The 4,486-nt window shown below is 57.4% G+C and carries 3 protein-coding genes and 1 pseudogene; 3 read left to right on the forward strand and 1 reads right to left on the reverse strand.

Annotated features, from left to right (window positions below):
- Positions 1 to 273 (forward strand): annotated as a pseudogene (locus Q0239_RS04990) (aquaporin); the annotation flags it as partial.
- On the opposite strand, the gene Q0239_RS04995 reads toward Q0239_RS04990, so the two are convergent.
- Positions 270 to 1,301, reverse strand: a complete 1,032-nt coding sequence (locus tag Q0239_RS04995; RefSeq protein ID WP_298599331.1) for a mannose-1-phosphate guanylyltransferase/mannose-6-phosphate isomerase — start codon at positions 1,299 to 1,301, stop codon at positions 270 to 272. The pseudogene Q0239_RS04990 and the gene Q0239_RS04995 sit on opposite strands and share 4 nt — an antisense overlap.
- A gap of 179 nt (positions 1,302 to 1,480) precedes the next feature.
- On the opposite strand from Q0239_RS04995, the gene Q0239_RS05000 reads away from it, so the two are divergent.
- Positions 1,481 to 2,869 carry a TIGR03013 family XrtA/PEP-CTERM system glycosyltransferase gene (locus Q0239_RS05000; protein WP_298599333.1) on the forward strand — a complete coding sequence of 463 codons (1,389 nt, stop codon included), beginning with the start codon at positions 1,481 to 1,483 and terminating at the stop codon, positions 2,867 to 2,869.
- A 1-nt stretch (position 2,870) separates the two neighbouring features.
- Positions 2,871 to 4,486: XrtA/PEP-CTERM system histidine kinase PrsK (prsK, locus tag Q0239_RS05005; RefSeq protein ID WP_298599335.1), on the forward strand; the 1,616-nt coding region annotated here is incomplete at its 3' end.

The raw sequence follows: 4,486 nt of genomic DNA on the forward strand, positions 1-4,486 counted from the left end.
TTTATCGCGACCTTTGGATTGTTGCTGACGATCATAGGCACATCGAAACACAGGCCCGATGCGGTGCCCGTGAGCGTCGCGCTTTATATCACCGCCGCTTATTGGTTCACCTCTTCGACCAGCTTCGCTAACCCTGCAATCACGATAGCGCGTAGCCTGAGCGACAGCTTTGCAGGGATAGCACCGGCAGATGTTCCAGGCTTTATTGTAGCGCAACTGGCCGGGGCTCTGGCGGCGCATTTTGTGGGCAAGCGGTTGTTTCCGGCGACCTAGCTGCTAAACTTCTTCACATCCTGACTTTGGCCGCGTGGCAGGATCAGCACTTCATTGCCATGCGCGACGACGATCAGGTCGTGCGCGCCGATCAGGTTGATGCGCAGGCCATCGCTGCGGACCAGATTGCCCGCGCTTTCCAGCAGGCGGGCGTCGCCCTGGATGCTGTTACCGTCTGCGTCCTTTGCGCTGATCTCGTACAGGCTGTCCCAGCTGCCGACATCGGACCAACCCATGCTGACCGGGGCGACGGCGACGCGGTCTGCCTTTTCCATAACGGCATAGTCGATGCTGTTGGCGGGGGAGGTGGCGAAGGCGGCCTCCTGAGGGCGGATCAACGCGCCTTGCCGCTCGGCGTCGTCCATTGCGGCTTGGGCGGCGTGCAGCATATCCGGCGCGAGGCTCGCCAGCCAGCCAAGATAGATGTCGGCACGGAACAGGAAGATGCCGCCATTCCACGCATGGTTGCCCGCGTCGATCATTGCCTGTGCGGTCGCGGCATCGGGCTTTTCAACAAAGCGTTCGACGCGCGATACCGCCGCGGTCAGTTCCTCCCCGATGCGGATATAGCCATAACCGGTTTCGGGCGAGGTGGGGGTGATACCGAAGGTAACGAGCCAGCCTTCCTCGACAAGCGGCAACGCGGCCATGATCGCGGTGTGGAAGGCGGGGACGTCCGTAATCAAATGATCGCTTGGCATTACAAGCATTGGGGCCTTGGCGTCGTCCACCGCTAGCGCGGCGAGTGCGATGGCGGGCGCGGTGTTGCGGGCGCAGGGTTCGAGGATGGTGAGAGCGTCCGGCACGCCTGCTTCGCGGGCCTGTGTTTCGATCAATGTGGCATGCGCGGTATTGCCGACGAACAGCGGGGCTGCGAAGAAATCCCGGTCCATCACCCGCGCCAGTGTCATTTGGAACATCGTCGCATCGCCAGCGAGTTTCAGGAACTGCTTGGGGCATTCAGGGGTCGACATCGGCCAAAGCCGCGTGCCGCCTCCGCCGGAGAGGATGACAGGGGTTATCTTCATAACTGCTGCCTATTCGATAGCAGCCATTTCCGCAATTATTGACTGTCGTGGAATTTGACAGCTGGGCGTGGCACCAAATTACTGACTTTGCGTCATTTTATAACAAAGTGTAAAATTAAGCGACACTTTACTTTTGCCCGCTATCTATCGTGCAAGATTATGGCAGGTCGCGCCCAGATATGATCAGGTTGTTCAAGCATTATGTCCCTTACGCCGTGTTGTTTTTGGCGTTGGTGGACTTGTGCCTGTTGCTGGTTGCCGCAGAAACCGCATGGGTTATCCGCGCCAACCAGATCGGCATGCATGTCGACTATATCGGCAATCGCATCTGGCCGCTCGTTACTTTTGCCGCCGCCGTGCAACTCGCCGCAATGGCCGTGGGCGTCTATAGCGCCGAAGCCTTGCAGTCGCTGCGCTTTGCCGTTGCGCGCTTGATCGTCGCCGTATCGCTTGGCGTGATTTTCATGGCGATCATGGCCTTTGCGCTGCCAGGGATGACCTTGTGGCGCTCCAACTCGCTCTATGCGATGATATTGTCCTTCGCCTATCTCGCGCTCAGCCGCATGATATTGGGGAGCCTGATCGGCGGAGAGAGCTTTAAGCGCCGTCTGCTAGTGCTCGGGGCAGGGAAGCGGGCGCAGCGGATCAAGGACCTTGAATCGCGGCGCGGTTCCGGCTTTGTTGTTGTCGGCTTCATCGCAATGGACGAAGCAAAGCGGATCATCCCCGAGGCGATCAACCGTTCGGCAATCTATAATCTCGCCGATTTTGTCGTGAAACTTGGGGCGAGTGAGGTGGTGCTGGCGCTTGAAGAAAGGCGTAACGCGCTGCCGTTACAGGATCTGCTGCGGATCAAGACCACGGGTGTCCATGTAAACGATATCTCCAGCTTTCTGGAGCGTGAAACCGGGCGCGTCGATCTGGATAGCGTCAACCCAAGCTGGCTCATTTTCTCCGATGGCTTCTCATCGGGCCGACGTTTGTCTGGAATTGCCAAGCGGCTCTTCGATATTACAGCCAGTGCGATCCTTGTGGCGCTCACTCTGCCCGTGATCCTGCTGTTTGCAATGCTGGTGAAGCTGGAAAGCAAAGGTCCGGCCTTTTACCGCCAGCGACGTGTTGGCCGTTATGGCGTTCCTTTTGACCTCATCAAATTGCGTTCCATGCGTGCCGATGCCGAGGCAGATGGCAAGGCGATCTGGGCGGCCAAAAATGACGACCGCGTTACCCGGATAGGAAAGTTCATCCGCAAGGTTCGCATCGACGAACTGCCGCAGACATGGTGTGTTTTGAAGGGCGATATGAGCTTTGTCGGCCCGCGACCGGAACGGCCCGAATTCGTCGCCGACCTTGAACAGCAGTTGCCCTATTTTGCCGAAAGGCACATGGTAAAGCCGGGCATCACCGGCTGGGCACAGGTCAATTTTCCCTATGGCGCGTCAATCGACGACAGCCGCCAAAAGCTGGAATATGATCTTTATTACGCCAAAAATTATACGCCGTTCCTCGACCTTTTGATCCTGCTTCAGACGATCCGAGTGGTCATCTGGCCAGAAGGAGCGCGCTAATATGGGCGGAGCGCTTGCCTGGGTCGGCTTTTGGGGCCATGCAGCGGTTGGCTTTTTATATGCCGCGCTGGCCATTTGGGTTTTCCAACAATTTGGTGGCAAAAGCCGACAGCAAATTGCACTTATCGCGGCGCTTTCGGTTACTGCATTTTGGGGCATAGCGACGATCCTGGGCGGGCCGGGTGGCCTGCTGGCATCAAGCGGTGAGACGCTGCGCAATCTTGGCTGGCTGGGTTTCCTCTACGCGTTGCTTCTCAACGGTGAGGGCAACTCGCACCCGCGCACAATCAAGATACTTTATGGCGCCTTGTTTCTGGCGCTGTTGCTGCAGCCTGTGATCGATTTTGCCTTGCTCGCAACCTACCCGGACAATGCACAGGCGAGCGCTGCAGCAGCCAAATCAGTCCAGCTGTTGCGCATGATTTTCGCGATCGGCGCGATTGTGCTGGTCCATAATCTTTACACCGTATCCGCACCCGAGGCCCGTTGGGGCATCAGCCTACCTATGGCCGCGCTTGCCGCGACCTGGATGTACGACTTGAACCTCTACACCATCGGCTATCTTTCGGGTGACTGGCCCGCCGAATTCATCGCCATGCGTGGGCTGATCATGACAATTCTGGTGCCGGTGTTCGCAATGGGGACGCGGCGCAACAGCAACTGGCGGATTCGTCTTTCTCGGTCGGTAACGTTTCAGTCAGTCTCTTTGCTAGCAATCGGCGCCTATCTGTTTGGTATGGTTTTGCTCGCGACAGGGTTGCAGCTTGTGGGCGGCAGCTATGTAAGGATGGCCCAGATCACCCTGATCTTTGCCATGTCGCTTGCAGCAATGTTGATCCTCCCTTCGGGCAAGTTCCGCGCCTGGCTTAATGTCGTCATCGCCAAGAATTTTTTCCAGCACCGTTATGATTATCGGGCTGAATGGATGCGCTTTGCAGAAACAATCGGGTTTCCGAGCGATGCCGCCCCCTTTCACGAACGGGTTATCAAGTCTCTGGCCGACATTTTTGAATCACCTGCTGGCCTATTGCTTACCCGCGACAGCGAATCGCGGTTGGTGTTGCAGGCACGCTGGAACTGGCCAACGGCCGAAATCCCGACCTATGCAGGCAATTCGCAGACAGTGCCCTTCTTCGAACGCACTGGACATATATTGTTGATGGATGAGGTGCGCGAGGGCGCCGATGACCGGGTTGATCAATCGGCAATTCCCCAATGGTTGTATGACGAAACACGTGCGTGGGCGGTAATCCCGCTGGTGCATTTCGGGCGTCTTGCCGGCATTGCGGTGCTTGCCAAACCCCCAATCAAGCGGTCGCTCGATTGGGAAGATCTGGACATGATGCGTGTGGTCGGTCGCCAGCTTGCCAGCTATCTGGCCGAAGCGACCAGCCAGGAGCAACTGACTGAAAGCCGGCAATTCGAACAGTTTAACAGGCGCTTTGCCTTTGTGATGCATGACATCAAAAACCTCGTCAGCCAGCTGAGCTTGCTCGCGCGCAATGCAGAAAAACATGCGAGCAATCCTGATTTCCAGGCGGACATGATCGAGACACTCAAAGGTTCGGTCGGCAAGATGAACGATCTGCTCGCGCGCCTGTCGCAGCACAGCCAGAC

Origin of the sequence: uncultured Sphingorhabdus sp. (assembly GCF_937872355.1) — a bacterium.
Classification (GTDB): Bacteria; Pseudomonadota; Alphaproteobacteria; order Sphingomonadales; family Sphingomonadaceae; genus Sphingorhabdus_B.